Raw genomic sequence first — 3,949 nt, 5'->3', positions numbered from 1 at the left:
GCCAATGCAAAATGGGCAGGAGCCTCAAACGGCCTGCCCGGCATGGCGGAGCGCAGCATCGATCAGATCGATGGCTGCCTTGAACGCGGCGTCTATATCCAAATTCGTGGTGTCGAGCAAGACTGCGTCTTCGGCCATGCGAAGGGGCGCCGCGGCCCGGCGCTGGTCGCGTTCGTCGCGCCGCCTGATGTCGGCGAGCACTTCTTCCTCGGTGATCGGGCTTCCTCTCTGCTTGAGTTCGCAATAGCGGCGGCGTGCGCGCTCTTCGGATGTGGCGACGACGAACAGCTTCACGTCCGCATCGGGGCAGATGACCGTCCCGATATCGCGGCCGTCGAGCACGGCGCCCGGCTTCCGCCTGGCGAAAGCCCGCTGATAGGCGATGAGCGCAGTCCGCACCTCCGGATGGGCGGCCACGACGGAAGCCGCCTCTCCAATCCCACTATCGTTCAGTGCCGGATCATCAAGACTGGCAGGCTCGAGTGCTTCTGCCGCGGCAAGGGCCGCGCGCGCATCGCCCGGATCGCCTCCGCGCATGAGCGTATCGCGGGCGACGGCGCGATAAAGCTTGCCCGTGTCGAGATGGGCGAGGCCGTAATGATCGGCAATGCGCTTGCCCAGCGTGCCCTTGCCGGACGCCGCTGGCCCGTCGATGGCGATGATCATGCGGCGCTCTTCGCCCGGGCGATGCCGGCGCGAATCAGGTCGGCGGCCTCGTTCGGCTCGGCCCAGCGCTTGAGCTTCGCCCATTTGCCCTTCTCGAGATCCTTGTAGTGCTCGAAGAAATGGCTGATCTGCTCGAGCACGATCTCGGGCAGATCGCGGTAGCTGCCGACGCGCTTGTAGAAGGGATGAAGCTTGTCGGTGGGGACGGCGATGATCTTCTCGTCCACGCCGTGCTCGTCCTCCATGAGCAGCGCCCCGATCGGCCGCGCGCGGACCACGACGCCGGGCGCCACCGGCGTCGGCGAGACGACCAGGCAATCGACCGGGTCGCCGTCCTCGGACAGCGTGTGCGGAATGAAGCCGTAGTTCGCCGGGTAGAACATGGCGGTGTGCAGGAAACGGTCGACGAACATGGCGCCGGATTTCTTGTCCATCTCGTACTTCACCGGCACCCCGCCTTGCGGAATCTCGATGATCACGTTGACCTCGTGCGGAGGGTTGTCGCCGACCGGAATGCTTGCGATGTCCATGTGAGATTGCCCCTCGTAAAAGAGTCCCTTGCGGTTTCGCGTGCAGGTCAGGAAAAGCGGGCGCCGAGCGTGCTCATCAGCGCGGCGAATGACGGGAAGCTCGTTGCAATCATGGTCGTGTCGTCGACGGTGACGGGGGCGTCGGCGCCAAGTCCGAGCGTGAGGAAGGCCATGGCGATGCGATGGTCCATATGCGTCTTGACCAATGCTCCGCCTTTCACCCCGCCGGAGCCGTGAACGATCAGGTCGTCACCCTCGATGCGCGCCTCGACGCCGCAAGCCTTGAGCCCGGCTTCGGTCGCGGCGAGGCGGTCGCTCTCCTTAGCCTTGAGCTCGGATAATCCCTCCATGCGCGTCTCGCCCTCGGCGAAGGCGGCGAGGCAGGCGAGCATCGGATATTCGTCGATCATCGATGGCGCCCGCTCGGCGGGAACGCGCAATCCCTTGAGCGCGCTTGAGCGCACGCGGAGATCGGCGACCGGCTCGCCGCCTTCGTGGCGAAGGTCGAGCAACTCGATCGAGCCGCCCATCTCGCGCAAGGTCTCGACGAAGCCGCTCCGCGTCGGATTCATCAGCACCCCTTCGATGGTGACATCGGAATGTTCGGCGATCAGCGCTGCCGCGACCAGGAAGGCGGCCGAGCTCGGATCGCCGGGAACGGCGATCGCGGCGCCGTGCAACTCGGCATCGCCGCAAATGGTGATAGCCCTCCCGCCTTCGCGCTCCTCGGCGAGAAGCTCGGCGCCGAAATAGCCGAGCATGCGCTCGGTGTGGTCGCGAGTGGGCAGGGCTTCGATGACGGTGGTTTTGCCGGGCGCATGGAGGCCGGCGAGCAGAATGGCCGACTTCACCTGGGCCGACGGCACCGGGAGCGTGTAATCGATCGGAATGAGGTCGTCTGTCCCGCGGATCTTGAGCGGCAACGTCGCTCTGCCGTCGTCGACCTCGAGACCCATGAGGTTGAGCGGTTTGAGCACGCGTCCCATCGGCCTCCGGCATAAGGATTCATCGCCGGTGAACTCGACCACGATAGGGTTGCCGGCGACTGCTCCCAGCATAAGCCGGCTACCGGTCCCGGAATTGCCGAAATCGAGAGGCGCGCCGGGGGCGATCAGCCCGCCGACGCCCTGCCCTGCCACCTCGACCATTCCGTCGCAGCGCCTCACCTCGGCGCCAAGGGCCGCCACGGCCTTTGCCGTCGCCGTCACGTCTTCGGCATCGAGCAGCCCGGTGATGCGGGTGCGCCCGGTCGCCAGCGCGCCCAGAATCAGGGCGCGGTGGGAAATCGACTTGTCGCCCGGCACGCGCACCCGCCCCGACAGGCGGGCCGACCGGCTCGAAGTCAAAGGTTGTGGCATGGGCACTCTTTTCGGCGCGATTTTCGGGTTGATTAGCTTTTGACAGCACAGGTCCGGCGTGGCAATGGGGAGCGCAACTCAATCAAGCATCGAGGATAATCAATGTCGAAACCCGCACGGGGAACCAAGCGCGTTTGCCCGAGCTGTGGAGCGCGGTTTTACGACTTGAACCGCACGCCGATCGTCTGCCCCGTCTGTCAGTCCGTGTACCAGGTCAGTGCCCCGACCTCGCGGCGCGGCGCGGCTGCGGCGCCCGAGGCGCGCAAGCCGGTCGAGCCCGAGGCTGATGCGCCGGTCTTGGAGACCCCGGACGTCATCAGCCTCGAGGAGGTCGAAGAGGCCGGCGCCGACGTGCCCGCCGAGGAGGACGAGGAGATCGTCGATCTCGGCGACGACGCCCCCGAGATCCCGGCCGGCGACGAAGACACCTTCCTCGAGGAAGAAGAGGAAGGTGAGGCTGACGTGTCGGGCATCGTGGGCGACAAGGGTGAAGAGAGCTGACGCTTGCGGAAGCCAGAAATCGGAAGTCAGAAGCCAGAAGGGCTTGTGGCTGGCCACCCGCCACGCATTTTTCTTGATCCTTGGAGGGCTCGCGCCTAAGTGAGATGACGGAAATCCGGCCGAGCATTTTGGCTTCTGGCTTGCGGTTTCCGGTTTCTGAACAAGGGGCCATAGCTCAGTTGGGAGAGCGCGTGAATGGCATTCACGAGGTCGGCGGTTCGATCCCGCCTGGCTCCACCATATTTTCCAAGGCTTTGCTGTCGATCAGTACCGCCGATTTGTCCGGCGATGTATAAGCCTATGCATAAATCCCAATAGTACTATCGGGCACACCCAAGCGATTCGCGGCCGCTCCAGCGTATGTATCTAACGATACATTTTTTTTGAAAAGCTAGGAGTGTGCCTAATGTCTGCTAGAGACACCCTCGAGCTGCTCACGATTGATGAAGTCGCCGAGCTGCTCGGGTTGAAGAAATGGACTATCCGTCGCAAGGTTCGCGACGGCTCTTTCCCTGCCCCCATCAGACTCAGCGAGCAAACCAATAGGTGGCGCGCTCGCGACGTGGAGGCTTGGCTGCAAGCGCTCGCGGAAAAGGGTGACGCCAAAAAGAAGCAGGCCCCCATTTGGCTGCGGGAGGCGTCGTGATGACAACCACCCGCGCGCGTTGGAATGGATGGCAGCTCGATAAGAAGCATCGCGTCCTGATCTACCCGAAATATGCCTATGAGATTGATCTCGAGGGATGCACCACATCGGCCTCCATCTTGGATTGGATTTTCCAGCTTGCAGGCAAAGGCTGGGCAACAAGTCGCGTGCTCGCCGGCTTCGTGCACGCCGTCGATGACATTCTGGACCCTCAAACGAGGCTCTGCACATGCTGCCTCGGTGGTGGC

The 3,949-nt window shown here is 63.9% G+C and carries 6 protein-coding genes and 1 tRNA gene; 4 read left to right on the top strand and 3 right to left on the bottom strand.

Annotation, left to right across the window (positions count from 1 at the left end; all coding sequences use genetic code 11):
• Positions 1–24: 24 nt before the first annotated feature.
• Genes cmk through aroA form a run of 3 tightly spaced genes read right to left on the bottom strand, consistent with a single transcriptional unit; the run spans position 25 to position 2,554 of the window.
• Positions 25–666 (bottom strand): (d)CMP kinase, encoded by a 642-nt coding sequence (gene cmk, locus VFB18_RS05795; protein WP_324972114.1) that lies wholly within the window; start codon positions 664–666, stop codon positions 25–27.
• On the bottom strand, positions 663–1,196 hold the full coding sequence (ppa, locus tag VFB18_RS05790; protein ID WP_324972112.1) for an inorganic diphosphatase: 534 nt from the start codon (positions 1,194–1,196) through the stop codon (positions 663–665). The genes cmk and ppa overlap by 4 nt, the downstream gene beginning before the upstream one ends.
• Positions 1,197–1,243: 47 nt before the next feature.
• A complete protein-coding gene (gene aroA, locus VFB18_RS05785; RefSeq protein WP_324972109.1) occupies positions 1,244–2,554 on the bottom strand; it encodes a 3-phosphoshikimate 1-carboxyvinyltransferase in 1,311 nt (436 codons plus the stop codon).
• Between the two features lie 102 nt (positions 2,555–2,656).
• Here aroA and VFB18_RS05780 point away from each other — a divergent pair, with 102 nt between their 5' ends.
• The 4 genes from VFB18_RS05780 to VFB18_RS05770 all read left to right on the top strand — a co-directional run.
• Entirely contained in the window at positions 2,657–3,055 is a 399-nt protein-coding gene (locus tag VFB18_RS05780) for a TIGR02300 family protein (protein WP_324972106.1), read from the top strand.
• Between the two features lie 164 nt (positions 3,056–3,219).
• A tRNA-Ala gene (locus tag VFB18_RS05775) sits at positions 3,220–3,295 on the top strand.
• 166 nt (positions 3,296–3,461) lie between these two features.
• Entirely contained in the window at positions 3,462–3,701 is a 240-nt protein-coding gene (locus tag VFB18_RS15765; RefSeq protein WP_414675655.1) for a helix-turn-helix transcriptional regulator, read from the top strand.
• Positions 3,701–3,949: hypothetical protein (locus tag VFB18_RS05770; RefSeq protein WP_324972104.1), on the top strand; the 249-nt coding region annotated here is incomplete at its 3' end. The genes VFB18_RS15765 and VFB18_RS05770, both read left to right, overlap by 1 nt.

The organism is Methyloceanibacter sp. (assembly GCF_035650995.1).
GTDB lineage: Bacteria > Pseudomonadota > Alphaproteobacteria > Rhizobiales > Methyloligellaceae > Methyloceanibacter.
Note: the sequence above shows the minus strand (reverse complement) of the source record. Positions and strands in the feature narration are given on the sequence as shown.

Coding starts and splice junctions, on each gene's coding strand:
- cmk (WP_324972114.1), bottom strand. CDS start 666: ATGATCATCGCCATCGACGGGCCAGCGGCGTCCGGCAAGGGCACGCTG.
- ppa (WP_324972112.1), bottom strand. CDS start 1,196: ATGGACATCGCAAGCATTCCGGTCGGCGACAACCCTCCGCACGAGGTC.
- aroA (WP_324972109.1), bottom strand. CDS start 2,554: ATGCCACAACCTTTGACTTCGAGCCGGTCGGCCCGCCTGTCGGGGCGG.
- VFB18_RS05780 (WP_324972106.1), top strand. CDS start 2,657: ATGTCGAAACCCGCACGGGGAACCAAGCGCGTTTGCCCGAGCTGTGGA.
- VFB18_RS15765 (WP_414675655.1), top strand. CDS start 3,462: ATGTCTGCTAGAGACACCCTCGAGCTGCTCACGATTGATGAAGTCGCC.